This window comes from Pseudomonas sp. URMO17WK12:I9 (genome assembly GCF_900230165.1).
GTDB classification, from domain to species: Bacteria; Pseudomonadota; Gammaproteobacteria; order Pseudomonadales; family Pseudomonadaceae; genus Aquipseudomonas; species Aquipseudomonas fulva.
Genome location: NZ_OCMQ01000007.1, coordinates 141,492 through 167,356, shown reverse-complemented (window position 1 = coordinate 167,356; position 25,865 = coordinate 141,492). Strand labels below are relative to the sequence as shown.

Here is a 25,865-nt window from a genome sequence, read left to right as displayed (position 1 = left end):
GAGCAAGCAGATGCAAGACGTGGAACTGAGCGAAGAGCAGATCATGATCCGTGACATGGCCCGCGACTTCGCCCGCGGCGAGATCGCCCCCCATGCCCAGGCGTGGGAAAAGGCCGGCTGGATCGATGACGCCGTCGTGCGCAGCATGGGTGAGCTTGGCTTGCTGGGCATGGTGGTCCCCGAGGCCTTCGGCGGTAGCTATACCGACTACGTGGCCTATGCGCTGGCGGTGGAAGAGATTTCAGTCGGGTGTGGCGCCACCGGGGCCTTGATGAGCATCCATAACTCGGTGGGGTGCGGCCCGTTGCTGGCCTACGGTAGCCCCGAACAGCAGCAGCACTGGCTGCCGCGGCTGGCCAGTGGCGAGGTGATTGGCTGCTTCTGCCTGACCGAGCCCCAGGCAGGATCCGAGGCCCATAACCTGCGCACCCGCGCCGAGTTGATTGACGGGCAGTGGGTGATCAACGGCAGCAAGCAGTTCGTCAGCAATGCCCGTCGCGCCGGGCTGGCCGTCGTGTTCGCCGTGACCGATCCTGACCTTGGCAAGAAAGGGCTGTCGGCGTTTCTGGTACCGACAGACAACCCCGGCTTCAAGGTTGATCGTACCGAACATAAGATGGGGATTCGCGCTTCCGATACCTGCGCCGTCACACTCGACCAATGCCGGATTCCGGCTGGCAACTTGCTGGGCGAGCGCGGTAAAGGCCTGGCAATCGCTTTGTCCAATCTCGAAGGCGGCCGAATCGGCATCGCCGCCCAGGCTCTGGGCATCGCCCGGGCTGCCTTCGAAGCGGCGCTGGGCTATGCCCGGGAACGTGTCCAGTTCGGCAAGCCGATCCACGAACACCAGAGCATTGCGAACTTGTTGGCTGACATGCAGGTGCAGATCAATGCGGCTCGCTTGCTGATCCTGCATGCCGCGCGCCTGCGCAGCGCCGGCAGGCCCTGCCTGTCCGAGGCGTCACAGGCCAAGCTGTTTGCCTCGGAAATGGCTGAGCGGGTGTGTTCGATGGCCATCCAGGTCCACGGTGGCTACGGCTACCTTGAGGATTATCCCGTCGAGCGACACTACCGTGATGCGCGAATCACCCAGATCTATGAAGGGTCGAGCGAAATCCAGCGGATGCTGATCGCACGTGAGCTGAAACACTACGCGCTGTAAGGCCCGGCCTACCTGGCCTGCAGCGGCGTGAGCTTGTGCCCCGCTGCCGTCAGCGGCAATAACGGGGGTCTTCGACCAGGCGGGCGTGGGCGGCGAAAATGGGCGGCAGTCGCTCCTTGAGGTAGTCGATCCAGGTTCGGACCTTGGCGTCCAGGTAATGCCGCGAGGGATAAATCGCATACAAGGCGTTTTCCCGCAGCCTGTAGTCGGCCAGCACCCGGTACAGGCGCCCTTGCTCCATGGCTTGGCTGGCGGTGTAGAACGGCAGCAGGCCAATACCCATCCCCAGCTCGCTGGCGACCAGCATGGCGTCCGCCACGTTGGTCATGAAGCTGTCCTGCGGTGCAATGACGCAATCCCCACCTGCCTGCGGAAACACCCAGTCACCCTCGTACAGCGGGTAGGCCATGCGCAGGCAGCGATGCTGGTGTAGATCGTCCGGGCGGGCAGGTACGCCTTTTTCATCCAAGTAGCCGGGAGCGGCACAGGCAATACTGAAAATCGTGCCCAAGGGGACGGCAATCAACTGTGAGTCCGGCAATGCCTGGTCCACGGTGATGACCACATCGTGCCCTTCAGCGAGCGGGTCAGGGTTGCGCTGGGAAAGCGTAAGCTCGATGACCACGTCGGGACAAAGCGCGTTGTAGCCCGCCACCAACGGCATCAACAGCAATCCAAGCCCATGCGGACAATGCACGCGTAGCCGGCCACGGGGCGTGAGGTGAGCACCCCGCGCCTCTCCCACTGCCTCGTCGGTCAATAGCAGTATCTGCCGTGCGCGCTCAAGAAACCGCTCCCCGGCCTCGCTCATGCGCAAGCGTCGGGTGGTGCGGTGCAGCAATCGGGTTTGCAGCTGATTCTCCAGCTCCGCCACGATGCGCGAGACTTGAGCAGCGGAGATGTCCAGCGCGTTGGCCGCCGCGGCAAAGCTACCGCACTCCACCACCCGGACGAAGGTACGCATGGCCTGCAACATGTCCATGAAGGCTAGTCCTCGGTGTGGGGGCGTTCGGCCAGCAGCCGGGTGATCCAGTCCACCTGTTGTTCGAAGTCTGCGACCTTGGCCGGCGGCACGGCAACGCGGGCCTGGGCCAAGTTGGCAAGGGTCTGCTTCTTTTGCCCAAGCATGCGTTGCCACTTTACGTGAAATGCCTGGCCATGGTCCTGCATCAACAGGGGGCCGAAATACAACTGCTGAGGGTTGTAGGCCACATAACCGGGTTCGGCCACGATGATTTCGTAGTCGAAGCGATGCTCGCGCAGAACATCTTCGGCGACGATACGGTAGCCATTGCTCATCAGCCACTGACGCACCTGCGGCTCGGCGCCATTGGGTTGCAGTACCAGGCGCTCGACACCCGCCAGGTGTGCCCTGCCCGCTTCGAGAATCTCGCAGATGGTTTCGCCGCCCATGCCGCACAGGCTGACGACCGTGATGCGGTCATCAGGCGCGATGACTGTCAGCCCATCGGCTAAGCGCACGGCAATGCGCCGCTCCAGCCCCTGCTTGCGCACATTGCGTTGAGCGGCCGCGAAGGGGGTGTTGGCGACCTCCCCGGCCACTGCGTACTCAATGCGCTCGCGAAGCATCAACGCCACGGGCAGGTAGCCATGATCAGAGCCAATATCAGCCAGACGAGCGCCTTCAGGCACATGGGTGGCCACGCGCTCCAGGCGCATGGACAAGGTGTGTTCGTTCACGGTAAGCCTCTCTGCAATGGCGGCGATTCTGACCGCGAATGCCGCGCTTTGCAAAAAACCGGCCTCTCGACCGGCGCAGGCCGCTCGCGTAGGCTTGAGGCTTTTCTACCCCGCAAGGCAGACCTCATGGCACATGCAGATATCGTCTACACCCCGGACAGCGACCCAGAATCCATTTCCTCCGATGTCGCCGAATACAACGGGATGCTGGTGACCACTCAAGTCCCGGTACACCCTGACGGTAGCCTGGCGTTGGGAGATATCGTCGAGCAGAGCGAATGCACGTTGCAGGCTTTGAAGGATGCCCTGGAGAAAGCCGGCAGCGGCATGGACCGGGTGCTGCACCTGACCATCTACCTGACCGATATGGCCGACCGCGCCGCCTTCAACCGGGTCTATCAACGTTTCTTCACTAAACCCTGGCCGGTGCGCGCTGCCGTAGGCGTGGCGGCGCTCGCGTTCGAGGGCATGCGCGTGGAAGTAACGGCAATGGCGGCCAAGAAGTGACGCTTAGCCGCCTGCTGGCAGGTGTCTCAATGCCGCACGTTGGCGGCGGCTCGCAGTGGTCGTGCTCAACCCTCGCCCTAGGGTAGCCATGCCACGCCGCCGCCGGCCCTTGTCTGGGCCGACAGAATCAGTGCAGGACCATGAGCTAAAGCTGCTGTCTGATTTTTTTGAGTTCAAGCAAAACGGAACGGTCGAGCTGTGCCATTGAAGCGACTCGAAAAGATTTCAGCTGTTTGGCAAAAGATTCTGGTCCGATTCCAGAGGCCGCAAGGGTAGCTTCTGTTGCAATGTAGCGGGTGATGATGGCAGCATCAGGCTTCAGAATTCGGGTGAAGTGCCTGTCCAGGTACTCTCCGGAAGCAAAAAATTCCCAAACCTTCTGATTGGATTCAAGACGATTGAGCCAGTCGGTACCAAGCGCTTGCGCTGCGGGCTCTCTAAAGCGTTTATCGCGCAATGTAGCCATGAAATTACTGCGCAAATCATTGCTTTTCTCTGGGCGCAGTAAAATACCGAGCGTGTGCTTGAGTTGTGCTCTGGCCTGCGCCAATCCAAAATCGATCTCCGGCTTTAACGGCGTCATGGGAGCAGATCTGGGCCGCTTCCAAAACTTCAATCTTTCCAATAGGTGTCCAGTTGGGTCGACGTGATTGACTGGATCGCCTGCGCAATACGCATAGGCGTTGAGGCCGCCCTGGTCGAACGGACTCAACGAATCGGGTGTTTCAAATCTCATCATGACACTGTTGAGGTATCTATAGCCCTGGCCAAACCCATAACAGCCCCGCAGCCCCTCCTGTACCGCCCCAACGTAACCCGTTTGGGAAAGGCGTGCGATGGCGCTATAGCCATACGGGGTATAGGCCGTAGGCGTGACAAGGGTTAAGCGACAACGCCCTGAAGCGGATGCCGGCCTGAGCATGTTATACACCTCCCTGCATCAATGGACTTGTCAGCCCTACTCTGTCCAGAGAGCCTACTGTAGGCAACTGCCATAAATACCAGGTCGTTGAAACACAGGCGCAGCCTGACAAGAGGCATTCATCCGACCAGCGCAGCCCGATGGTGTCGCCCGGCCGAATCGTCGGTACAATGCCCGGCTATACCGTGACAGCCGAAACCATAACGACATGTCCCTTCCCAAGCATCACCTGGAACTGCTCAGCCCTGCCCGCGACGTGGCCATCGCCCGCGAGGCCATCCTGCATGGCGCCGATGCCATCTATATCGGCGGCCCTAGCTTTGGCGCCCGTCATAACGCCTGCAACGAGGTGGGCGATATCGCCGAGTTGGTCGAATTCGCCCATCGCTACCATGCGCGCGTGTTCACCACCATCAATACCATCTTGCATGACAACGAGCTGGAGCCGGCGCGCGCGCTGATTCACCAGCTGTACGACGCCGGCGTCGATGCGCTGATCGTGCAGGACCTGGGGGTCATGGAGCTCGACATTCCACCCATCGAGCTGCATGCCAGTACCCAGACCGACATTCGTACCCTGGAGCGGGCCAAGTTTCTCGACCAGGCCGGCTTTTCTCAGCTGGTACTTGCACGCGAGCTGAACTTGCAGCAAATCCGTGCGATCGCCGCCGAAACCGACGCCGCCATCGAGTTCTTCATCCATGGTGCACTGTGCGTGGCATTCTCCGGGCAATGCAACATTTCCCACGCCCAGACCGGTCGCAGCGCCAACCGGGGCGACTGCTCCCAGGCGTGCCGACTGCCCTACACGCTCAAGGACGACCAAGGTCGGGTGGTCGCGTTCGAAAAGCACCTGCTGTCGATGAAGGACAACAACCAGACCGCCAACCTGCGCGACCTGGTCGATGCCGGCGTACGCTCATTCAAGATCGAGGGGCGCTACAAGGACATGGGCTATGTGAAGAACATCACGGCCCATTACCGCAAGGAGCTCGACGCCATCCTGGAAGACCGACCTGCCCTGGCTCGCGCTTCCAGCGGCCGTACCGCGCACTTCTTCGTACCGGATCCGGACAAGACCTTCCACCGCGGCAGCACCGACTACTTCGTGACTGACCGCAAGGTCGATATCGGCGCCTTCGACTCCCCTACGTTCACCGGCCTGCCGGTGGGTGTGGTGGAAAAAGTGGGCAAGCGCGACCTGCAGGTCGTCACCGACGTACCCTTGACCAACGGCGATGGCCTCAATGTGCTGATCAAGCGTGAAGTGGTGGGGTTCAGGGCCAACATCGCCGAGGCACGCGGCGAGTTCGAAGAAGATGGCCAAAAACGCTGGCGCTACCGGGTGGAACCGAACGAGATGCCTGCCGGGCTGCACAAGCTAAGGCCAAACCATCCGCTTTCGCGCAATCTGGACCACAACTGGCAGCAGGCCCTGCAACGGACCTCGGCCGAGCGCCGCATCGGCGTACGTTGGCAGGCGGTATTACGCGAGGAGCGCTTGACCCTGAACGTGACCAGCGAGGAAGGCGTGCATGTGCAAGTCGCCCTGGATGGCCCATTCGGCCCGGCGAACAAGCCAGAGCAAGCACTGGACCAGCTGCATGATCTGCTTGGCCAACTCGGCACCACGCTCTACCACGCCGACAGCATCGAGTTGGATGCCCCCCAGGCGTTCTTCATTCCCAACTCGCAGCTCAAGGCCCTGCGCCGGCAGGCCATCGAGACGCTGACCGAGCAACGCATCCAGGCGCACCCCCATGGCCGGCGCAAGCCGGAAACCTCGCCGCCGCCGGTGTATCCCGAGTCGCACCTGTCGTTCCTGGCCAACGTCTACAACCAGAAAGCCCGGGATTTCTATCACCGCCATGGGGTGCAGTTGATCGACGCGGCGTATGAAGCCCATGAGGAGCATGGTGAGGTGCCGGTGATGATCACCAAGCACTGCCTACGCTTCTCCTTCAACCTGTGCCCCAAACAGGCCAAAGGGGTGACCGGAGTGCGCACCAAGGTGGCGCCGATGCAGCTGGTTCAAGGGGATGAAGTACTGACCCTGAAGTTCGACTGTAAACCCTGCGAGATGCATGTGATCGGCAAGATGAAGAACCACATCATCGACTTGCCGACCCCTGGCAGCGCCGTGGCCCAGGTCGTCGGCCACATCAGCCCGGAAGATCTGCTCAAGACCATCGTCCGCGCGCCTCACTGAGGCGCGTCGTACGCCGCCTGCGCCTTCAGCGAATCTGGTGCTTGTGCAACAAACGGTAGAAGGTCGGCCGTGAGATGCCCAGCACCTTGGCTGCAACGCTGAGGTTGTCGCTGTGACGGTCCAGCACATCGCACAACGCCTGGCGCTCGGCCTTGTGCTTGTACTCTTCCAGGGTGCCCAGCGGCGGCTGTTGCGCAAATGGCTGCAAACCCAGGTCCTTGGCCTCGATCTGACGCCCTTCGGCAAGCACCAGCCCGCGGCGCACCCGGTTGGCCAATTCACGCACGTTACCGGGCCAATCGTGCTGCCCCATTGCCGTTAGCGCATGCTCACTGAAGGAGCGAGGCCGCCTGCCGGTTTCCAGGCTGTAGAAATGGGCAAAATGGTTGGCCAGCATCGGCAAATCGCCATGGCGGTCGCGTAACGGAGCGGTCACCACCTGCAGCACGTTCAGGCGGTAGTACAGGTCTTCCCGGAAGCGGCCCTGCTCGATGGCCCTCTCCAAATCCACGTGGGTGGCGGCTAACACCCGCACATCCACCGGTACTGGCTGACTGCCCCCCACCCGCTCAATGTGCTTTTCCTGGAGAAAGCGCAGCAGGTTGGCCTGCAACTCCAGCGGCAGGTCGCCTATTTCATCGAGAAACAGCGTGCCGCCGTTAGCCGCTTCGATGCGCCCGATCTTGCGTTGATGGGCACCTGTAAATGCGCCCTTTTCGTGCCCGAACAGTTCGGACTGAATCAAGTGCTCGGGGATGGCCCCGCAGTTGATCGCCACGAACGGCTGGCCACTACGCTGCGATTGGCGGTGTAGCGTACGCGCCACCAGCTCCTTCCCCGTGCCGCTTTCGCCGCGGATCAGCACAGGCGACTCGGTCGGTGCCAGCTTACCCAGCAGTTTGCGCAACTCTCGAATCGGCCGGCTCTCGCCCAGCAACTCGTCTTGGGTGTCGAGCGCCTTGACCGTGCCCTTGCCACGCAGCCGCGCCATGCCAAAGGCCCGGCCCAGGGTGACCTGTACCCGCGACTCATCGAAGGGCAAGGTATGGAAATCAAAAAACCATTCACAGACGAAATCCCCGAAGGCCGGGGAGCGCAGTTGTTCGGCGCTCAGTACCGCGATCCACTCGGTGTTGCTGCGCTTGATCATGTCCTTGACCACGTCCGGGTGTTTGAGATGCGCCTCATCCAGGCGCAATACGCCTACATCGCAGCGATGTTCCAATGCCTGCGCCAAGGTGCAGCTGTCGACATCCCACCCAGCCTCTAGCAAGCCAGGCGTCAGGCGCTGGCAATCGTCACAAGGATCGACGATGAGCAGGCGGCGTTGCACTGCGGTTTGTTGCATGACCGATCCTTGGCGCCAAGTATTGGTTTCTTGAAGTAAAACAGTAAGTTGTGGCGCCCGAATAACAGTAGCAATGAAGTTGACGGTGCCTATGACCGTTTGTCTGCCAATACGGCTTTTCGTAACTTGGCGGGGGAATTTTCGATGGGTAACGTCCTCACATGGGGCGCGTTAGAACGAAAAATGAATAATCGTTGATTATTTTGCTGTACCCATGTGACTCGATGCCGGTTGTCGAGCATCAGTACACATAACCCCGCGCTGCATTTCGCGATACATGAGGCGACCTTGAAGCAACGCGGACGTCACTTGAATGTTTGGGACCACAGAGAGACCGAACCATGAATGCCCCGCTCCGTGTCAACGAAGCACTGCTGATCGCCGACCACGCCTTCGAACCCTTCCACTGCGTGGCCTGGGACGCCCCCAACGGCACTGGCGACCTGAGCCTGGCGGTCATCGACCGTACCAGCGCCCGCATCGGCAGCAAGCAGGTAACCTCGCAAACTTATTCTGACAAAGCCCAGTGGCTTAACCTGATCGAAGAAGTACGCGCTGAACTTTGTGAAAAAGGCTACCACCTGCAGCCTTGGTCGATGCCCAAGTAAATGAACAGCTTCGACATGTGCGTGCTCTGCCACGCACATGCACTTCCAGCCGTCCCTGTTTACCCTTCTTGCGTGCGACTTGTTGCCGCACCACACCGCTGTTACTTCACCGCTTCGAAACTTAGCAGGTGTTGATAGTCCGCTGCCAATTGCTGTGCCAGAAGGCGAGCACGGCCCAGGCGGACCGGTGTCAGTTCCATGTCCACCAGCAATGTGCAGCACGGCAAGGGCTCGACGGTACCCCATTGCTGCAGGCGGCCGTCGGTGAACACCAGGCAGCGTACTTCCTCGTTAGGATGGGCCTTGCGCCGAGCGCCCAGCCACTGCCTTGCTTGCTCCAGCGCCGGCAGCAACGGCGTGCCGCCTCCCGCGCCCAGCGCCTGCAGCCAGGGTTGCAGCGCCGCCGAAGCTTTGAGTCCATGGCGCTGCCATTGTGGGGCACTGCCACTTGCCGTCAATAAAGCCAGCCGTGCCCGCTGGCGGTAGGCATGGTCGAATAACGTGGCCAATAGTCCTTTGGTGTGCGCGAGCGCCTGATGACGACGTGTCGAAGCGGAGGCATCGACGATGATCAGCCATAGCTGGGCCGGTGTGCCCCTGCGGTTGTGCCAGCACAAATCGTCGCGGTGCCTGGGCCGGCCCTTCAATAGGCTTTGTAACCAGGCGACCCGGCCAGCACTGGCCGCCTGGGCTCGACCGCGGCTTGCACCTGCGCGCGCGCCCTTGCCTGCTCGCGCACCCGTCGTCTTGGCCGGCTGACGGATGCTCAGGGCTTTTTTGCCCAGTTCGGCACCTCACGCCTTGGCCCGCTTGCCACAGGCTGCGGGGCCAAAGCCCCCCAGTCCCCCTGCCCGCCCTTCTCGGCCGAGCTGTTGCCGGTCTGTGACTGCGGCTGCTCGGGCGCTGCGGGCGCAGTAGCCTGGGCGGGCGATTGCCTGCGATGGCGCAAGGCAAAATCTTCCACCGCATCGATATCTGCCGCCTCGATGGCCGCCGCCCCGCGCCATGCGCAGTGGGCGCGGGCCGCGCGCAGCCACACCAGATCGGCCCGCAGCCCATCGACTCCAGCGGCGAAGCAGCGTTCGGTGATGCTGGCCAAGGTCCGGTCATCCAGTGCAATGTCGTCCAGCGCCTGGCGCGCTGCCTGACAGCGCTTACGCAAGGCCTCCTGGGCCGGTGCCCACTGGGCACAAAACGCCAGGGGGTCATGGTCGAAGGCCAGCCGGCGCCGGATGATCTGTTGCCGTGCATCAGGCGCGGGTAGACCGTCGAGCGCCACATTCAGACCGAAGCGATCGAGTAGCTGAGGGCGCAACTCGCCTTCCTCGGGGTTCATGGTCCCGATCAAGACGAAGCGGGCATCGTGACGATGGGAAATGCCGTCGCGTTCGATGCGGTTGGTACCACTGGCGGCGACATCGAGCAACAGGTCGACCAAGGTGTCCGGCAGCAGGTTGACTTCATCGACATAGAGCACGCCACCATTGGCCTGGGCCAGCACGCCGGGGGAGAACTGCGCCTTGCCCTGCCCGAGTGCGGCATCCAAATCGAGTGTGCCCACCACGCGCTCTTCACTGGCGCCCAGCGGCAAGGTCACGAAAGGCCCATCGCCCAGCAGGTCAGCCAGGCCGCGGGCCAGGGTGCTCTTGGCCATGCCACGCGGGCCTTCGATGAGCACCCCGCCGATCCTGGGATCGATGGCCGTCAGGCACAGGGCCAACTTCAAATCGTCGGCGCCCACTACGGCGGCCAGGGGAAATTGTGCAGCGTCGTTCATTTCAAGCCTGTTCCTCGCCATCGAGCAGCTGTTCTTCCAGGGCATCGCGGTACTCGCCGGGGGACTGCCAGAGGCCGCGTTGCTGCGCCTCGATCAGCCGCTCGGTGAGGTCGCGCAGCGCCTGCGGGTTGTGCTCGCGCATGAAGTCGCGGGTCGCCGGGTCCAGCACGTAGGCATCGGCCAGCGACTGGTAATGGTGATCGTCGATCAGGTGCGTCGTGGCGTCGAAGGCGAACAGGTTGTCGACCGTCGCCGCCATCTCGAACGCCCCTTTGTAGCCGTGGCGTTTGACGCCATCGATCCACTTGGGGTTCAGCGCGCGCGCGCGGATCACGCGGTTGAGTTCTTCCTTCAATGTACGGATGCGCGGTCGGTCCACCTGGCTGTGGTCGCCGTGGTAACTGGCCACGGACGCGCCGGCCAGCGTTTCGGTGGCCGCCAGCATGCCGCCCTGGAACTGGTAGTAATCGTTGGAATCCAGCACGTCGTGTTCGTGGTTGTCCTGATTTTGCAGCACTGCCTGCACCTTGCTCAGGCGCTCGACGAACTGCGCCCTGGCCGGCGTCCCCTCGTCCTGGGCGCCATAGGCATAGCTGCCATGGTTCAGGTAGACCTCGGCCAGGTCTTCACGGGTCTGCCACAGCCGCCCATCAATCGCATTCTGGATGCCAGCCCCATAGGCACCGGGCTTGGCGCCGAAGACGCGCCAACCGGCCTGTCGAGCCGCCTGCTCAGCGTCTAGGCCCTGCTGCTGCAAGGCCAGACGCTCACCGCGCACGCGCGCAGCCAACGGATTAAGATCATCGGGCTCATCAAGTCCGGCCACGGCCTGGACGGCAGCATCGAACAGGCGGATCAGGCTGCCAAAGGCGTCCCGGAAGAAACCCGACACCCGCAGCGTCACGTCCACCCGCGGACGATCCAGCAGGCTGAGTGGCAGTATCTCGAAATCGTCGACCCGCTGGCTGCCGGTGGCCCACACTGGGCGCACGCCCATCAGCGCCATGGCCTGGGCAATGTCGTCCCCACCGGTACGCATGGTCGCGGTTCCCCACACCGACAGCCCGAGCTGACGCAAGTGGTCACCATGATCTTGCAAATGACGTTCGAGTATCAGGTTGGCCGACGTAAAGCCTAGCCGCCACGCTGTCGTGGTCGGCAAGTTACGCACGTCGACGGTGTAGAAATTGCGGCCTGTGGGCAGCACGTCAAGCCGCCCGCGGCTGGGTGCGCCGCTAGGACCGGCCGGCACGAAGCGCCCAGCTAGCGCTGCAAGCAACCCATTCATCTCGGCGGCGCCGCAGGCGTCCAGGCTCGGCGCCACTGTAGCGAGCAGATGATCGACAACGGCCTGGACGGGCGCTCCAAGTTCCACCTCCAACGCTGGCAGCGAGCCGTCGAGCGCACCTTCGATAACCTGCAATGCCAGCAGTTCGAGGCGCTCGCGCGTATCGCCGGCCGTGCGCCAGGCCTGGTCGCTGATGTTCATCAGTAGCAGAGGCCGTGGGCCTTCCCAGGGTTGCCCAAGGTCGCAGTCGAGCGGATCGAAGCCTGGGACCAGTGCCTTGGCCAGGGCGCGCAACACACTCGCATTGCCGCCACGGCCATCGCCACGCTCGACACGCAGCAGTGCCAGCAGCGTATCCAGGCGCAATCGGCCCTCGGGCGACTGGCCGAATACATGCAAACCATCGCGGATCTGCGATTCCTTGAGGTCGCACAGGTAGGTGTCCAGGCGTGGCAACCAGACGGTTGCATCGTCAAGCTGCCCTTCGAGCTGCAATTCCCGGTCGATGTGATGGGTCCTGACCAGTTCGAGGATGTCGCGTTGCAGCTCCCGGGCGCGACGCGGGTCGAGCAGTTGTGCTTCGTAGAATTCATCGGCCAATTGCTCCAGGTGGCGCAGCGGGCCATAGGTCTCGGCGCGGGTCAGCGGCGGCATCAGGTGATCGATGATCACCGCTTGCGTGCGCCGCTTGGCCTGCGCGCCCTCACCCGGATCGTTGACGATGAACGGATAGATGTTGGGCAGCGGGCCGAGCAGCGCATCCGGCCAGCATGTATCAGACAGCCCTACCCCCTTGCCCGGCAGCCATTCCAGGTTGCCGTGCTTGCCGACATGGATGACGGCATCGGCGGCATACCCATGCCGTAGCCAGAAATAGAACGCCAGGTACCCATGGGGTGGCACCAGGTCCGGGTCGTGATAAACGGCGCTGGGGTCTAGCTGATAACCACGTGCTGGCTGGATGCCGACGAAGGTCATCCCCATGCGCACCCCTGCCACCATCAGGCGGCCCTCGCGGAACATTGGATCCTGCTCGGGTGGCCCCCAGCGTTCCAGTACCGCTTGGCGGTTGGCGGCCGGCAGGCGATCGAATGCTGCCTGGTAATCGACCAGGCTCATGCTCTGGGCGCACGGCCGTTGATCGATGTGGTCCAGGTCGTTGGTCACACCGCCCAGCAAGTGATGGATCAGCTGGGTGCCACTCTCGGGCAGCTCGCTGACCGGGTACCCTTCAGTGCGCAGCGCACGCAAGATATTGAGCGCCGCAGCCGGCGTGTCCAGGCCAACGCCATTGCCGATGCGCCCATCGCGCGTGGGATAGTTGGCCAGAATCAACGCCACGCGTTTGTGCGCATTGGGCTGGCGCGCCAGGGTCACCCAGCGCCGTGCCAGCTCGGCCACAAAATCCATGCGCTCGGGGTGCGCGCGGTAGCACACCACATCCGATTGGCTGCGCTCGCTGTGCCAGGCCATGTCCTTGAAGCTGACCGGCCGTGTGATGATGCGCCCGTCCAGTTCGGGCAGCACAATGTGCATGGCCAGGTCACGTGCGCCCAAGCCCTGCTCGCTGGCCTCCCAACCCGGCTGGTTGTCCTGCGCACAAATGGCCTGCAACACGGGTATGTCTCGTCTTAGCGGGCGCAGGTTAGGACGCTCAGGGCTGGACAGGGCAAAACCGGTGGTATTGAGCACCACCTCGGCGCCGACAATGTCGAGCCATGCCTCAACCTGTTCCAGGCAGGCGCTTTCCTTCAGGCTGGCCACCGCAATGGGCAACGGATTCAAACCTGCTGCCTGCAGGCGCTGGCAGAACACATCGATGAAGGCCGTGTTCGCCGCCTGCAAGTGCGAGCGATAAAACAGTATTGGCGCCACCGGATAATCGGTATCCCAGTGTGGGAACCAGTCCTCCAGCGCCCCACTGCCCACCTGAGGGTGGTAGACCGAGGTGCGGGGCAACGCCCGCGGCTCGGACCAGCAGTAGTCACGGTCCAGCCACTGACTGGCAAGGTAATAGAACAGGTTGAGTGCGTTGGCCTTGCCACCTTGGCGCAGGTAGTGCCACACCTGCTCGGCTTGCGCACCCTGCACGGACCCGAGCCCGGTCAGTTCCGGGTCGGGACGGTCGTCGCCGGGCACCAGGATCACGTGCACGCCGCGCGCGGCGAGCGTGACCAACTGTTCCACGCCGTAGCGCCAGTACCCCACGCCGCCGTGCAGCGACACCAGGATGACCTTGGCATGCTGCAAGACCTGATCGACATAAAGGTCGACCGAGGCGTGGTTCTGCACCTGCATGGGGTTGGCCAGGCGCAGGCTTGGGAAGTCGCCGGGCAGTTGCTCGGCGCTGTCGGCGAGCAGGGCCAGGTGCGAATCACCGCTGCAGAGGATGACCAGTTCGGCAGGGGTCTGGCCGAGGTCGGCGATGCTGTCGTCCGGCACGAAGCCGCCGGGCTGGGTCCGCAGCAGGTGCATGGGTCAGGCGCCCAAGGCCTGGCGCAGACGCGCTTCGAGCTGGGCAGGGTCAAGGTCCTGACCGATCAGCACCAGGCGTGTGATGCGCGGTTCTTCGGCACGCCAGGCGCGGTCGAAGTGCTTGTCAAAGCGCGTGCCTACCCCCTGGATGAGCAAGCGCATCGGCTTGCCGGCAATGGCGGCGAAACCTTTGACGCGCAGGATGCCGTACTCGACCACCAGTTGGTTGAGCGCCTCGATCAGCACTCGCTCATCGGATTCGGGCAGGTCGATGGAGATGGAATCGAAGGCATCATGGTCATGATCGTCATGGTCATCGCCGTCGTGATGGGCATCGTGGTGGGTCGGGCGGGCGTCGATGTGCTGCTCGGACTCGGCGCCCAGGCCCAGCAACACCTCCAGCGGCAATTTGCCACTGCTGGCTTCGATAACTTTGACGGCCGCTGGCAGCTCTTCAGCGACCTCGGCACGTACCTTGGCCAGGCCGTCGGCGTCAATCAGATCGGCTTTGTTCAACACGACCAGGTCGGCGCTGGCCAGTTGGTCAGCGAACAGCTCGTGCAGGGGGGACTCGTGGTCCAGGTTCGGGTCCAGCTTGCGCTGGGCGTCGACTTGGTCCGGGTAGGCGGCGAAAGTGCCTGCGGCAACGGCAGGGCTGTCGACCACGGTGATCACCGCATCGACGGTGCAGGCGGTGCGGATCTCAGGCCACTGGAAGGCTTGGACCAGTGGCTTAGGCAGAGCCAGGCCGCTGGTTTCGATCAGAATATGGTCCAGGTCGCCGCGGCGCGCCACCAGTTCGCGCATCACCGGGAAGAACTCTTCCTGGACGGTGCAGCACAGGCAACCGTTGGCCAGTTCGTACACGCGGCCATTGGCCTCTTCTTCGGTGCAACCGATGCTGCACTGCTTGAGGATGTCGCCATCAATGCCCAGTTCGCCGAATTCGTTGACGATCACGGCGATGCGTCGCCCTTGGGCATTGTCGAGCATGTGGCGCAACAGGGTGGTCTTGCCCGAGCCCAGGAAGCCGGTGACGATGGTAACGGGGAGCTTGGCCAGTGTTTTCATGTTGCAGTGCCCTTGGCAGAATGGCGCGGGCATGCAGGACGAGTGCCGTCGACCAGACTGGCCGGGCATGTTCGCCACCGGATCACCCCGCCCGGTTTAAAGTCGAAAACGTTGCGAGGCAGGTCTCCTGGCTTGCACCTGCGCCAGGCACGGTCATCAGGACCGGGCTTGGGAGAAGACGCCTTCCCGCGCTTGGCGCAGTGGCAGTGTCGACTCATCGATGGTGCCTACAGTTGCGGGGGCAGCCGCGGCTTGAACCGCGTTCCCGTCTTAGCTCCGGCCTGGCCGAAGAACCTCGAACGGCCAAGGCTACGCAGTGGCTGCCGGGTGGTCAACCGTTGTCGAGGCTGTGGGGGCGCCGCACTGCTGGTAGGCGGCGAGCATCCTCTGGTTCACACAGGGGCACAGCGCTGAGCGTAGCGCAGTACGTGTGCAGGAGCGGCCGCTTCAACCAAAAGAATAAGTGCAAGGCACTCACCACTCCCCTCAGCGTCTGCCCCACTTTACGCGCCGCCCAGCCTCCTCTACTCTTTCCACGTCCCCATCACGAGGTATTCGTCCAATGCGCCATTGATGCCGCCGTCTGTTAGACGGCCAGTCTTCACTTTCCGGTCGCCACCGGAAATGTCGCGGCATTCGTGGAGTTGCACATGACGACTACGTCTATCCTTACGCTGGACAGCGTCACCCTGGTCTTGCCAGATGGCAGGCCACTGTTCACCGATCTAACACAGACCTTCGACAGTACCCGAACCGGATTGGTGGGTCGCAACGGCGTTGGCAAGAGCCTGCTTGGCCAACTCCTCGCTGGCCGGCGGTTGCCAAGCAGCGGCACGTGCCGGCGCTTTGGCCGTGTCCATCTTGTCGATCAACAGGTGATCGACACCAGCAAGACCGTAGCCGATCTGGCCCAGATGGGCCCATTGATCGCAGCGCTCGAACGAATCCAGATGGGCAGCCTAGAGGCGGCTGACTTCGACACCGTTGGCGAGCGCTGGGATGCGCCCGAGCGCCTGCGCGCCCACCTGCATCGCCATGGCCTGGGTCACTTGGAGCTGCAACGCCCTGTTCATACCCTGAGCGGCGGGCAAGCCATGCGTGTGGCGCTGATGGGTGCCTGGTTGAGCGAGGCCGACTTCCTGATACTCGATGAACCTACCAACCATCTTGACGACCACGGCCGCTCGCAATGGCTGGCGATGATGCAAACCTGGAACCGCGGCCTGCTCGTGATAAGCCATGACCGGTCTCTACTCGATCACATGGACGGTATTCTCGAACTGTCAAGCCTGGGTCTGAAAGCCTATGGCGGCAACTTCAGCCACTATCACGCGCAAAAGCGCTGCGAAACCACGCAAGCTGCACAGCAGTTGGAGTACCTCAAGCGCTCCCAACAGCAGCAAGCCAGAGCTCTGCTGCAGCAACGCCAGGCACTGGACAAAGCGCAGGCCCGGGCGGGGCGCAAGGCCAAGCACGTCAACCAAGCCAAGATCCTGGTCGATCACCGACAGCAAGGCAGTCAGGCGACACTTGGCAAGCAGCGCCGACGCCATCGGGAGGCCGAGCAACGGCTGACCGACAGGGTGCGCGAAGCTGCGCAAGCGGTCGAAAGCGCCTGCGAAATTACCGTGCACGCGCCAACGCTTGAGCCCAGCGTCCAGCGGCAAGTGTTAGTGCTGCAAACCTTGCGCCTGCCGCATGGCACATCGGTACCCATCGAATTCAGCCTGCGTCAGGGCCAACGCTGCGCCCTCACCGGCGTCAATGGCAGTGGCAAGAGCACCCTGCTGAAGATGATCGCCGGCCAGTTGCCAGCGCCTGCAGGCAACCTCCTGGTCGCAGGCGAAACAGCGCTGCTCGACCAGCACTGCAGCGTGTTGTCTGCCGACGTGAGCGCGCTGGAACACGTGCAACAGGCCAACCTGGCACTGGATCCGAGCCGTGCCCGCATGCTGCTGGCTCAGTTGGGCCTGGACGCTGCGCGTGTCGTGCTGCCCAGCAGGCTGCTCAGTGGAGGCGAGCGCATGAAGGCGGCCCTGGCAGCGATTCTGTACCGCAGGCGCCCGGTAGAACTGCTACTACTGGACGAACCTGGCAACCACCTTGACCTGCCATCGCTCCAGGCCCTGGAAAGGATGCTGGAGAAGTTCACCGGCGCGCTGATCATCGCTTCCCACGACCAGGTGTTGCTCGATGCGCTCGAGCTCGACCGCTATCTGCACCTTGCGCAGCCGCATGCCAAGTCGTGATAGGACATTTCCGATCCGGCGAAGATGTATTAAGGTGGCGTGTGCGCATATAACAGCAGCCCCAACGTGGGCACTTGCAAGACAACGAGGGTGTCATGAGCAACGAAAGCATTAACTGGGACAAGCTCGGCTTCGACTACATCAAGACCGATAAACGCTATCTGTCTGTCTGGCGCGATGGCGCGTGGGATGAAGGCACCCTGACCGAAGACAACGTGCTGCATATCAGCGAAGGCTCCACGGCCCTGCATTACGGCCAGCAGTGCTTCGAAGGCATGAAGGCCTACCGTTGCAAGGATGGCTCGATCAACCTGTTCCGCCCCGACCAGAATGCTGCCCGCATGCAGCGCAGCTGCGCGCGCCTGCTGATGCCCCACGTGCCTACAGACGTGTTCATCGAAGCCTGCAAGCAGGTCGTCAAGGCCAATGAGCGCTTCGTGCCACCCCACGGCAAAGGCGCCCTGTACCTGCGCCCATTCGTCATCGGCACGGGTGACAACATTGGCGTGCGCACCGCGCCGGAGTTCATCTTTTCCATCTTCGCCATCCCGGTAGGCTCGTACTTCAAAGGCGGCATGAAGCCACACAACTTCCAGATCTCCAGCTTCGACCGGGCAGCCCCGCAAGGTACTGGCGCTGCCAAGGTCGGTGGCAACTATGCGGCCAGCCTGCAGCCAGGCTATGAGGCGAAAAAGGCCAACTTCGCCGATGCCATCTACCTCGACCCGTTGACCCATACCAAGATCGAGGAAGTGGGCTCGGCCAACTTCTTCGGCATCACGGCCAATAACGAATTCGTGACGCCCAAGTCGGCTTCGGTACTGCCCGGCATCACCCGCTTGTCCCTGATGGAGCTGGCGCAGTCTCGCCTGGGCCTGACTGTCATCGAAGGGGATGTGGAAATCAGCCAGCTGGATCGCTTCATCGAGGCAGGTGCCTGCGGTACCGCGGCGGTGATCACCCCCATCGGCGGCATCGAGTATAACGGCAAGCTGCATGTGTTCCATGACCTTGAGAAGGTCGGCCCCGTTACCCAGAAGCTCTACAACGAGCTGACCGGCATTCAGAGCGGCGACATTGAAGCGCCGGCAGGCTGGATCGTGAAAGTGGCCTGATCACCGAAGCTGCGCAATGTCCAGGGCGCGCTCCTCAGGGGGCGCGCTTTTTTTGCACGTCGCGACAGGCAATTGCGTACTTGAGCAGGCCATGAGGTTTCCTCCTGGGGCCAGGCCCGGTATCCTTCAAGGCTCTACTGCAAGCCCTTCAGGAAGCCGACCATGACCAGGCCCCTTCTAGTGCTGAGCGCGGCCCTGCTGTTCAGCCCCACGCTCCTGGCCCAGCAGATCAAACGTGAAGTGGGCGACTTCGACTTTACCCTCAGTACGACCCCTACCCGCAGCATGGCCCAGGGGCTTATTTCCCCAGCCGCTACCGGCGCCTTTCATGGCGGCCTGGACTTCAGTCACACCAGCGGGTGGTACGTAGGGCAGTACACACCCAGCATGGGCGTGGCGCCAGGGTCCACCCTGCGGGTCGATAACTACGTGGGCTACAAGCATCACTTCGACAGTACCTTGGGTTACGAGATCGGCGTCATTCACTACAGCCAACCCAACATCGCAGGCGCAGAGAGCCATGCGCTGTATGGGGGTATTTCGATCATGGGCAGCCGCTTCGGCGGGGCATTGCGTGACAACCCAAGCAACCGGATCGGCACCTTGTATGCCGATTTCGGGCAGGTTCCCCTGCTCAATGCCGACCTGACGGTCAAGCTTGCACATCATCGGCTCGGCACCCCGTTCACGATTGGCGACGGCAGCCAGGTCAACGGTTTCTCCGACTGGTCCATGCAGCTGTCGCGGCCCTGGTTGGGCCTGGACCTGAACCTGATCTACAGCGACTCGAACCTGACCGGTGGCGGCTGCGATGCTTATTCGGGGATCAACACCTATTGCGAGAGCGTGGTGACGCTCAAGGCCCAGCGCAGTTTCTTCTAGGCAAGCCTGCTCATGCTCAGGCTTTGCCGGCCACTGGGCAACCTCAAGCCTGTGTCGTTGTCTGTAGACGAGGAGCCGTTACTGCGATAGCCACCCCGCCCAGTACTATCGCGCAGGCACCTATGGCACGTAGCGACAGCGCCTCTCCGATCACCAACACCCCACCCAGCGAGGCGATCACCGGGACGCTCAGTTGCAACGTGGCGGCCTGTTGAGCGCTGATGCGCCGCACCACGCTGTACCAGACGGCATAACCTGCCGCCGATGCCAGCATCCCAGAGCACACCGCGAAGAACACGCCGGCCGTCGAGAACCGTAGCTCGGCACCCAGAGCGATCAGCGGCGTGCACAACGCCAGGAAGGGCACGCTGCGAACGAAGTTGCCTGCCGTGTCCGCCAGCGGCCGAGGTGACCCCTGGCCCAGCAAGGTATAGAGCCCCCATGCCATGCCCGCGGCTACCATCAGCAAGGCGCTCGTCAGTGTAGGTGCGTGGCTGCCAGGCAGCAGCAAAACGACCAGGCCTGAAAAAGCCATCAGCATGCCTGACAACGCGCGCAGGCTGATCCGTTCTCCACGCACCGCCGCCACGCTGAACATGGTCAGCTGAACGGCACCAAACAAGAGCAATGCCCCTACGCCCGCGCTCAAATCAAGGTAGGCAATGGAGAACAGAAAGGCGTAGCAAAACAACGCCAGACCGCCTCTCCAACTGCCGGCAGCCCCTGAACAGGGGTTGCGCAGCCGCACCAGCCACCACAGGCACAAGGCGCCGCTGCCCAGGCGCAGTGCGGTGAAGGTGATGGCGTCGACGGCGCCATCCTTGAGCGCCAGCCGGCAAAGTACCGAATTGGCGGCGAAGGCCATCAAGCTGAACATGGCCGGCCTGAACCAGGCGCTCAGTAACGGCCGGTCGATCGGGGAAGAGGTCGTGCTCATGGTGTGGTCACCTCTGAGAACTGCTGTGCTTATCGCGCAGGAAGGCGCAAACCTGATTAGAGGTTTACTACACAGCGAGTCGTTGGCGCTACCTACCTTGGGAGGAGGCGGGCAGCGCCGCTACGGCATCCACCTCGATTAGCATCCCGTCCAGGGCCAGTCGCGGAACCGGTATGAGCGTGCAGGTAGGTTTGGTAGCCTGGCCCCAGGCGCGGTCTACGGCGTCCACCCATTGCTTGAGGCGTGCCTGGCTATGATCGACGATAAGCAGTGTGAGCTTGCACACGTGCTCAAGACCCGCGCCTTTGCTGGACAAGGCCAGCGCCAGATTGGCAATGGCCTGTCGAGCCTGGACGGCGAAATCAGGGGACAGCGTTCCACTGGCCTGCTCCCCACCTTGACCCGCGATGAACAGCAGCCTGCTCCCGGAAATCACGTCAGCCACATGGGAATAACCGTTGCCACTGGGGTCATACAGCGATTGAGGGTTACTCAGGTCAAAGGCGGAGGTCTGCATGGCATTGGCTCTCGGTCTGTGGAATGAACGCCGAGTATCCAACCTCAAGCAGACCTGAGGTCAAGGGCCGAAAGCGGCCCTGAGCGTGACAGTAGAATTACAGCAGCGATGCCGCCAGACGCCCCCGCGCCTGGCCCGCGATTCACTTCTCTTCCAATACAGCCTTGCCCTTGACTGCGCGAGGCCCGCGCCAGGCCCAGATCGGCAGGCCAGGGAACGGTGCCCACACCACGAACACAATCCACAGCATCTTGCGCTCGGCGCGCCGATCGCTGCCCATGATGTGCCAGATCGCCCAGATCTCCAGCAAAATCAAGATGATTGCCACCACGAACCAAATCGTTCCGATTTCCATGAGCTTCCTCCCATTGGCACTTACCCTATTGATTCCCCGATAACGCCTAGGGTTCCGTTGGATTTGAACGGCGCCAGCACGCATGCAACCTCCCTGCCCCAGGCCGACGCCCAGCGCATGCCTGAACACGACCTGCACATTGGCGCCAGCCACCTTGCCGATTGTCTTTCCAAGGGGCACCGGCCACACTTTGGTGCGAAGCCAGGAAGCGGAGTCCAGCGTGTCCACACCCCGTCAGTTCAGCAAAAAGAGCAGCACCAGCAACATGCTGCGGTTAAAGACCAGCAGCGCCAGCGTTGAAGCGCCCTATCGGGTCGACTTCGTTTTGCTCGAACACTTTTCCATGGCCAGCTTCACCGTGGCCATGGACGTACTGGTCACGGCTAACCTTTTGCGCGCCGACAGCTTCCAATTCACGCCCTTGTCGCTTGCTGGTGACCGCGTACTGAGTGACCTGGGGCTCGAGTTGATCACCACCGAGCTTTCGGCGACCGCCCTCAAGCACTTGGACTTGCTAGTGGTCTGCGGCGGCTTACGCACGCCGCTCAAATACCCTGAACTTGACCGCTTGCTCCAGGACTGCGCTTCCCACGGGATGGCCCTGGGCGGCTTGTGGAATGGCGCATGGTTTCTCGGGCGCGCCGGAGCGCTGGATGACTACGGCTGCAGCGTTCACCCCGAACAACGTGCCAGCCTTGCCGAACGTAGCCCGCAGACGCGTATCACGCCTGCAAGCTTTACCCTCGACCGGGACCGGCTGAGTGCCGCCAGCCCAAACGGGGCGATGGAACTGATGCTGGGACTGGTACGACGGCTGTACGGTGATGGCCTGGCAGAGGGCGTCGAGGAGATTCTGTCCTTCTCGGGTGCGCGCTATCGCCAAGTGGGTCCCGGGGCCAAGAAGTCGATGAGTCTGCACCTGCGCACCATCGTCGAGCTGATGGAAAACAACCTCGAAGAAACCCTCAGCCTGGACCAGTTGGCGGCTTACAGCGGCCGGTCCCGACGCCAGATAGACCGGCTGTTCCAGGCGCAGTTGGGCACCTCCCCCCGGCGTTACTACATGGAACTTCGCATTACCAAGAGTCGCCGCCTGTTGCAGTACTCCGATCTCTCGGTGATGGAGGTGGCGGTAGCGTGCGGCTTCGTCTCGGTGTCGCACTTCAGCAAATGCTACGCCGCCTACTTCGGCTATCCCCCGTCGCGTGAGCAGCGACTGGGGGATTGATGGCTGCTGTCATCGACTCTTTTTTCAGACTTCAGTTTGACGCAGCGGCCGGCTGCGCTGGAGGGGTCAGGTGCAGCACGCGATCACGTCCGCCTTCTGCAAGCCAGTAACCACCGCTGCCATCGGCCACGATCGACTGCGGCGCCTTGAGAAACGAGAGCACGGTCTGGCGAGTCCCATCGGGCTTTATGCGCAGCAGCCGCGCCCGGTGAGTGTTGTCTTCACTGATCCAGAGACCACGCTGGTCGCAAAACAGGAATGTAGGGTTGTTGAGGCCATCGATCACCACAGGGTCCTTGCCATCCTTGGACAGCGCCCGGACCTGCCCTTCGGCTTTCTCGGTATACAGTAGCCGACCACCCCCGCATCGGGTCAAACCTTCGGCTTCGGTCAGGCCCGCACGCAACACGTCCACCTGGCCGCTGCGCCAGTCATAGCGCAGCAAGCGGCCATCACCCTTGCGGTCTTCGATGGCGAAAAGGTGGTTGCCCTCGTTCCAAAGGCCCTGTACCGCAATGCCCTCGAAAAGTGGTGTGACGTGGCCATCGACCGCCAGACTCACCGGCGCCAGGCCACCTTCCTGGCTGAAGACCCAGCCCCCTCTTGCCGCCACCATGCCGTCCGGCTTAGACAGCTTGTCCACGAGCACTTCGCGCTCACCGTCCGCAGCAATCTTGAGAATGCTGCCGCGACCATCGTCCAGCTCTTGGCTGACCAACAGGCTGCCGTCGGCCTGGGGAAGCAGTGACGCAGCCTTGTCCACATTGCGGTGCACGACCTCGACCTGCCAGCCCGAGGCGGCTTGCACGGGGTAGAAGCTTTGCCAGGCGAAAAACCCGAGGGTTGCGACTACAAGGCCAGTGGTAGCGGTTAGCACGATGCGAGTGCTGCGTGTGCGCAGGAAGATAGACATGGAGAACTCCTTGATTCTGCTAGGAATGCTACCAACGGGATGTGAAAAAAACGTCGACAGCGCACAACTGATTACAAAACAAAAGGATATAAAAATAACTAAACAATCTAATAATTAGTAATAAAAAAATTGAAGAAGCGCGCTTATGTGCTTATTTTCTGGTGCTCCTGTTGAACTGAACATCAAGGATCGCGCCATGCCCCACCCCCTCTTTTCATCACTACGTCGGCGAGTACTGGGAGGGCTAATGGCCTCGCTTACCGGCGCCCTGCTGTTAGCCGGACCGGCCCAGGCGGGGGAAAACAGCACCCTGCGCATCGGATACCAAAAATTCAACAGCCTCAACATCCTCAAAGGCAGCGGTGCGCTGGAAAAGGTCCTTGCCCCTCAAGGGGTGAGCGTCAGCTGGCATGAGTTTGCTGCGGGCCCTCAGTTGCTCGAGGCGTTGAGCACGGGTGCCATCGACGTGGGGCACGCTGCCGATGCGCCTTCGGTGTTTGCCCAGGCGGCCGGCAAATCCGTGGTCTACCTGGCTGCTGAACAGCCGTATCCACGTGGGATCGGGCTGGTGGTGCGCCAGCAGGACACTCTCACGCACGTGCAGGATCTGAAGGGCAAGCGCGTGGCCACTGGCCGGGGGTGGAATGCCCAGTATTTGCTGGCCGTGGCTTTGCAACAGGCAGGGCTGAGTTACCAGGACATCACCCCGGCGTACGTCAACAACGCAGCCGACGCGATAGCCGCGCTGCAGTCAGGCAGCGTTCAGGCCGCTACGCTATGGGACCCGTTCCTGGCTGCAGCAGAGCGTCAGCCAGGGCTGAAAAACCTGCGTGACGGGACCGGCTTGACCAATAATCGCACTTTCTATTTGTCCACCGCCCACTTCGCGGACAGCAACAAGGCGTTGCTCAGAACATTCTTCAGCGAACTGGCCAAAGCCAGCCAGTGGGCCAATGACAAACCTGCCGACGTCGCCGCATTGCTGGCACCGCAGCTTGGCATCAACGCCGATGTACTGGAGGTGGCGAGTCAACGACGCAACTACAACGCCGTGCCGGTGACGCCAGAGATCGTTGCCGAACAACAGAAGTTGGCAGACACCTTCCAAGGGCTTGGCCTGATCCCCCGCAAACTGAACGTAGCCGAAGCGGTTTATCCCGCTTCCGTGCTGCCCTGAGGCGAGGTCAGCCTATGCCCCGCCCTATACGCTTCAACGCCTTCAGCATGAATGCTGCCAGCCACCAATCGCCTGGATTGTGGCGCCACCCACGCAACACCAGCACCGATTTCAACCGCCTGGCCTACTGGACCGACCTGGCGAGGCTGCTCGAACGCGGTGTGTTCGACGCATTGTTCATTGCCGATGTAATGGGCATCTATGACGTCTATCAAGGCAGCCCAGGCCCGGCCTTGCGCGGCGGCGTTCAGGTGCCGGTGAACGACCCGATGCTGCTGGTCCCGGCCATGGCCGCTGTGACCAAGCACCTGGGTTTTGGGGTCACCTTCTCGCTGACCTACGAGCATCCCTACCCCTTTGCCCGGCGCATGTCCACGCTCGATCACCTCAGCGACGGGCGCGTGGGCTGGAATATCGTCACCGGCTACCTGGACAGTGCCGCGCGTAATCTTGGGCTGGATCGACAACTGGGGCATGACCAGCGCTATGACCTGGCCGAAGAGTATCTGCAGGTGCTCTACAAGCTCTGGGAAAAAAGCTGGGACGAGGATGCCCTGGTGCTGGACCGTCAGACTGGCCGTTACGTCGAGCCAACCCGTGTACACGCCATCGGTCACCTCGGCGAGCATTTCCAGGTACCTGGTATTCACCTGTGCCAGCCCTCCCCGCAACGGACCCCCGTCTTGTTTCAAGCAGGCGCATCTGCGCGTGGTCAGCAGTTCGCTGCAAGGCATGCCGAGTGCGTGTTCATCAGCGGGCCTACACCCACGGTGCTGCGGCGCTACGCCGATGGTGTTCGTCAGGCCAGCGAAGCGGCAGGACGCACGCGTGACGATGTGCTGATCTATGCCCAGGCGTTACTGATCGTCGCGCCCATCCACGAGCAGGCGCAGGCACGCTTTGCCCAATACCGCAGTTTCGTCGACATCGAAGCAGCCCTGACCCTGCTGTCAGGGTGGACCGGTATCGACCTGGATGGCCTGGACCCTGATGCGCCGATCCAGTACGTGGAAAACGATGCAGGCCGTGCGGCCCTGGCAGCCTTCACGGCGGCTGACCCTAGCCGCCAATGGACAGTGCGCGAAGCGGCGCAATTCATCGGGCTAGGAGGACGCGGGCCCGTCCTGGTCGGTACGCCAAGCGAAGTCGCTGACCAGTTGGAAGCGTGGGTCGATCAAACCGATATCGACGGTTTCAACCTCACCTATGCTGTCCAACCTGATGACCTGACCCACGTCGTGGAGTTGCTCATTCCTGAGCTGCAGCGCCGTGGCCGTTATCCCAAGGGCTACGTCGATGGCACATTGCGCCACAAGTTGTTCGGCGAGGGAGACCGCCTGACGGCGCACCATGTGGGTAGCCAGGTGAGTATTCAGCAAACAAATACCGGGTATTCCAACATTTAATTTGTAGATGCTCGGCGC

Annotated in this window: 22 protein-coding genes and 1 riboswitch; of the genes, 10 read left to right on the top strand and 12 right to left on the bottom strand. The window is 62.2% G+C overall.

The genetic code is table 11. The annotated features are described in order from the left end of the window. Positions 1-10 precede the first annotated feature (10 nt). Positions 11-1,162, top strand: a complete 1,152-nt coding sequence (locus CRP40_RS15505) for an acyl-CoA dehydrogenase family protein (protein WP_027914912.1) — start codon at positions 11-13, stop codon at positions 1,160-1,162. A gap of 49 nt (positions 1,163-1,211) precedes the next feature. Here the strand turns inward: CRP40_RS15505 and CRP40_RS15500 are convergent, their stop codons facing one another. After that, positions 1,212-2,144: a LysR family transcriptional regulator gene (locus tag CRP40_RS15500; protein WP_027914911.1), complete on the bottom strand. Its 933-nt coding sequence runs from the start codon at positions 2,142-2,144 to the stop codon at positions 1,212-1,214. Positions 2,145-2,149: 5 nt separating this feature from the next. Further along, a complete protein-coding gene (locus tag CRP40_RS15495) occupies positions 2,150-2,863 on the bottom strand; it encodes a class I SAM-dependent methyltransferase (protein ID WP_027914910.1) in 714 nt (237 codons plus the stop codon). Positions 2,864-2,989: 126 nt separating this feature from the next. Between CRP40_RS15495 and CRP40_RS15490 the strand changes: the two genes are divergently transcribed. After that, the gene (locus CRP40_RS15490; RefSeq protein ID WP_027914909.1) at positions 2,990-3,370 is read left to right on the top strand and encodes a RidA family protein; all 381 of its coding nucleotides are present in this window, start codon (positions 2,990-2,992) and stop codon (positions 3,368-3,370) included. 145 nt (positions 3,371-3,515) lie between these two features. Here CRP40_RS15490 and CRP40_RS15485 read toward each other — a convergent pair whose 3' ends face one another. After that, a complete protein-coding gene (locus CRP40_RS15485; RefSeq protein WP_081728204.1) occupies positions 3,516-4,292 on the bottom strand; it encodes an RHS repeat-associated core domain-containing protein in 777 nt (258 codons plus the stop codon). Between the two features lie 208 nt (positions 4,293-4,500). On the opposite strand from CRP40_RS15485, the gene CRP40_RS15480 reads away from it, so the two are divergent. Next, a complete protein-coding gene (locus tag CRP40_RS15480; RefSeq protein WP_027914908.1) occupies positions 4,501-6,501 on the top strand; it encodes a U32 family peptidase in 2,001 nt (666 codons plus the stop codon). Between the two features lie 25 nt (positions 6,502-6,526). On the opposite strand, the gene CRP40_RS15475 is transcribed toward CRP40_RS15480, so the two are convergent. Next, a complete protein-coding gene (locus tag CRP40_RS15475) occupies positions 6,527-7,849 on the bottom strand; it encodes a sigma-54 dependent transcriptional regulator (RefSeq protein WP_027914907.1) in 1,323 nt (440 codons plus the stop codon). Positions 7,850-8,190: 341 nt separating this feature from the next. Between CRP40_RS15475 and CRP40_RS15470 the strand changes: the two genes are divergently transcribed. After that, positions 8,191-8,457, top strand: coding sequence for a hypothetical protein (locus CRP40_RS15470; RefSeq protein ID WP_023535558.1), 267 nt, complete (start codon positions 8,191-8,193; stop codon positions 8,455-8,457). A 101-nt stretch (positions 8,458-8,558) separates the two neighbouring features. Here CRP40_RS15470 and CRP40_RS15465 read toward each other — a convergent pair whose 3' ends face one another. The 4 genes from CRP40_RS15465 to cobW form a co-directional block, all read right to left on the bottom strand. Next, positions 8,559-9,104, bottom strand: a complete 546-nt coding sequence (locus CRP40_RS15465) for a VWA domain-containing protein (protein WP_027914906.1) — start codon at positions 9,102-9,104, stop codon at positions 8,559-8,561. 119 nt (positions 9,105-9,223) lie between these two features. Further along, positions 9,224-10,234: an ATP-binding protein gene (locus CRP40_RS15460; protein ID WP_027914905.1), complete on the bottom strand. Its 1,011-nt coding sequence runs from the start codon at positions 10,232-10,234 to the stop codon at positions 9,224-9,226. 1 nt (position 10,235) lies between these two features. Further along, positions 10,236-13,997 carry a cobaltochelatase subunit CobN gene (gene cobN, locus CRP40_RS15455; RefSeq protein WP_027914904.1) on the bottom strand — a complete coding sequence of 1,254 codons (3,762 nt, stop codon included), beginning with the start codon at positions 13,995-13,997 and terminating at the stop codon, positions 10,236-10,238. A gap of 3 nt (positions 13,998-14,000) precedes the next feature. Beyond that, a complete protein-coding gene (gene cobW / locus CRP40_RS15450; RefSeq protein WP_027914903.1) occupies positions 14,001-15,068 on the bottom strand; it encodes a cobalamin biosynthesis protein CobW in 1,068 nt (355 codons plus the stop codon). A gap of 99 nt (positions 15,069-15,167) precedes the next feature. After that, positions 15,168-15,381: riboswitch (cobalamin riboswitch) on the bottom strand. A gap of 337 nt (positions 15,382-15,718) precedes the next feature. On the opposite strand from cobW, the gene CRP40_RS15445 reads away from it, so the two are divergent. The 3 genes from CRP40_RS15445 to CRP40_RS15435 all read left to right on the top strand — a co-directional run bounded on the left by CRP40_RS15445 (position 15,719) and on the right by CRP40_RS15435 (position 19,314). Further along, a complete protein-coding gene (locus tag CRP40_RS15445) occupies positions 15,719-17,317 on the top strand; it encodes an ATP-binding cassette domain-containing protein (RefSeq protein ID WP_027914902.1) in 1,599 nt (532 codons plus the stop codon). A gap of 74 nt (positions 17,318-17,391) precedes the next feature. Further along, positions 17,392-18,432: a branched-chain amino acid aminotransferase gene (locus CRP40_RS15440; protein ID WP_255212319.1), complete on the top strand. Its 1,041-nt coding sequence runs from the start codon at positions 17,392-17,394 to the stop codon at positions 18,430-18,432. Between the two features lie 162 nt (positions 18,433-18,594). Continuing rightward, positions 18,595-19,314, top strand: coding sequence for a TorF family putative porin (locus CRP40_RS15435; protein WP_023535690.1), 720 nt, complete (start codon positions 18,595-18,597; stop codon positions 19,312-19,314). Between the two features lie 43 nt (positions 19,315-19,357). Here the strand turns inward: CRP40_RS15435 and CRP40_RS15430 are convergent, their stop codons facing one another. The 3 genes from CRP40_RS15430 to CRP40_RS22350 form a co-directional block, all read right to left on the bottom strand. Beyond that, on the bottom strand, positions 19,358-20,251 hold the full coding sequence (locus CRP40_RS15430; protein ID WP_027914901.1) for a DMT family transporter: 894 nt from the start codon (positions 20,249-20,251) through the stop codon (positions 19,358-19,360). Between the two features lie 88 nt (positions 20,252-20,339). Beyond that, the gene (locus CRP40_RS15425) at positions 20,340-20,768 is read right to left on the bottom strand and encodes a RidA family protein (protein ID WP_027914900.1); all 429 of its coding nucleotides are present in this window, start codon (positions 20,766-20,768) and stop codon (positions 20,340-20,342) included. Between the two features lie 142 nt (positions 20,769-20,910). Then, entirely contained in the window at positions 20,911-21,123 is a 213-nt protein-coding gene (locus tag CRP40_RS22350) for a PLDc N-terminal domain-containing protein (RefSeq protein WP_023535666.1), read from the bottom strand. 220 nt (positions 21,124-21,343) lie between these two features. On the opposite strand from CRP40_RS22350, the gene CRP40_RS15415 reads away from it, so the two are divergent. Further along, complete coding sequence (locus CRP40_RS15415) at positions 21,344-22,351, top strand: GlxA family transcriptional regulator (protein WP_027914899.1); 1,008 nt, start codon at positions 21,344-21,346, stop codon at positions 22,349-22,351. A 31-nt stretch (positions 22,352-22,382) separates the two neighbouring features. Here the strand turns inward: CRP40_RS15415 and CRP40_RS15410 are convergent, their stop codons facing one another. Continuing rightward, positions 22,383-23,264: a hypothetical protein gene (locus tag CRP40_RS15410; protein ID WP_027914898.1), complete on the bottom strand. Its 882-nt coding sequence runs from the start codon at positions 23,262-23,264 to the stop codon at positions 22,383-22,385. Between the two features lie 196 nt (positions 23,265-23,460). Between CRP40_RS15410 and CRP40_RS15405 the strand changes: the two genes are divergently transcribed. Both CRP40_RS15405 and CRP40_RS15400 read left to right on the top strand, forming a co-directional pair. Continuing rightward, entirely contained in the window at positions 23,461-24,441 is a 981-nt protein-coding gene (locus tag CRP40_RS15405; RefSeq protein WP_027914897.1) for an aliphatic sulfonate ABC transporter substrate-binding protein, read from the top strand. Between the two features lie 14 nt (positions 24,442-24,455). Continuing rightward, the gene (locus CRP40_RS15400; protein ID WP_027914896.1) at positions 24,456-25,847 is read left to right on the top strand and encodes an LLM class flavin-dependent oxidoreductase; all 1,392 of its coding nucleotides are present in this window, start codon (positions 24,456-24,458) and stop codon (positions 25,845-25,847) included. Positions 25,848-25,865: the final 18 nt, after the last annotated feature.